The organism is Streptomyces sp. NPDC127092 (genome assembly GCF_042722475.1).
Classification (GTDB): Bacteria; Actinomycetota; Actinomycetes; order Streptomycetales; family Streptomycetaceae; genus Streptomyces.
Genome location: NZ_JBHXFE010000122.1, coordinates 672 through 2,020, shown reverse-complemented (window position 1 = coordinate 2,020; position 1,349 = coordinate 672). Strand labels below are relative to the sequence as shown.

The 1,349-nt window shown below is 68.7% G+C and carries 3 protein-coding genes; all 3 read left to right on the top strand.

Translation table 11 applies throughout. The features are described 5' to 3' along the window. Window positions 1-28 precede the first annotated feature (28 nt). Window positions 29-385, top strand: a complete 357-nt coding sequence (gene sdhC / locus ACFWJO_RS37770) for a succinate dehydrogenase, cytochrome b556 subunit (RefSeq protein WP_228063069.1) — start codon at window positions 29-31, stop codon at window positions 383-385. 3 nt (window positions 386-388) lie between these two features. After that, entirely contained in the window at window positions 389-868 is a 480-nt protein-coding gene (locus tag ACFWJO_RS37765) for a succinate dehydrogenase hydrophobic membrane anchor subunit (protein WP_036314556.1), read from the top strand. 77 nt (window positions 869-945) lie between these two features. Beyond that, window positions 946-1,349, top strand: a 404-nt coding sequence (locus tag ACFWJO_RS37760) for an FAD-binding protein (RefSeq protein WP_386872659.1), incomplete at its 3' end; no start/stop codon positions are given.

The following is a 1,349-nucleotide window of genomic DNA, read 5'->3' as shown; positions in this document are numbered from 1 at the left end:
GGCCCCGGCCAAGAACGGCCGCGGAACCCTGTACCGGGGCCACGGCGGCATGTGGTCCTGGGTGGGCCACCGCGTCACCGGCGTCGTCATCTTCTTCTACCTGCTCGTCCACGTGCTGGACACGGCCCTGGTCCGGGTCTCCCCCGAGGCTTACGACGCCGTGATCGGCTCGTACAAGACGTGGTACTTCGCGCTCGGCGAGGCCGGCCTCGTCGCGGCGATCATCTTCCACGCCCTGAACGGCCTGCGCATCATCCTGGTCGACTTCTGGAAGGGCGGCACCCAGCACCACAAGACCCTGCTGTGGATCGTGCTGGGGCTGTGGGTCGTCCTGACCCTGGGCTTCGCCATCCGTCACTTCAGCCTCGCACTCGGAGGTCACTGAGCCATGAGCACCACCGCTGAGACCACCATCGCGGCGCCCCGCAGCCGCCGTCTGGACCCCAAGTACACGCGCGACGGCGGCGGCCGCGGCAACTTCGAGATGCTCGCCTGGCTGTTCATGCGCATCTCTGGTGTCTTCCTCGTCGTGCTGATCGCCGTGCACCTGACCACCAACCTGCTGGTGGGCGACGGCATCCACGCCATCGACTTCGGCTTCGTGGCCGGCAAGTGGGCGCACCCGCTGTGGCAGTTCTGGGACCTGGCCCTCCTGTGGCTGGCCATGCTGCACGGCGCCAACGGCGTGCGCACGATCATCAACGACTACACCCGCCGCGGCAGCGCCCGCTTCTGGCTGACGATGATCCTGTACATCGCCACGGCCGTGATCATCATCCTCGGCACCCTGGTGATCTTCACCTTCGATCCCTGCATGGTGGACGCCTCCGGCGCCCTGCTCGAGGGCTCCCCGGCCTTCTGCGGCTGACCCCGGAAACGTTCACCCTGCGGTGCGGCCGGCCCGAGCGGCCGCCGCGTCACAGACACCCAGAAAGAGAGACCTGAATGCAGGTGCACAAGTACGACGTGGTGATCGTCGGCGCCGGCGGCGCAGGCATGCGCGCGGCCATCGAGGCCGGTCAGCGCGCGCACACCGCCGTCCTCACCAAGATCTACCCCACGCGTTCCCACACCGGCGCGGCCCAGGGCGGCATGTGCGCGGCCCTCGCCAACGTCGAGGAGGACAACTGGGAGTGGCACACGTTCGACACCGTCAAGGGCGGCGACTACCTGGTGGACCAGGACGCCGCGGAGGTCATGGCCAAGGAGGCCATCGACGCGGTGCTCGACCTCGAGAAGATGGGCCTGCCCTTCAACCGCACCCCCGAGGGCAAGATCGATCAGCGCCGCTTCGGCGGCCACACCCGTGACCACGGCAAGGCGCCCGTGCGCCGCGCCTGCTACGCCGC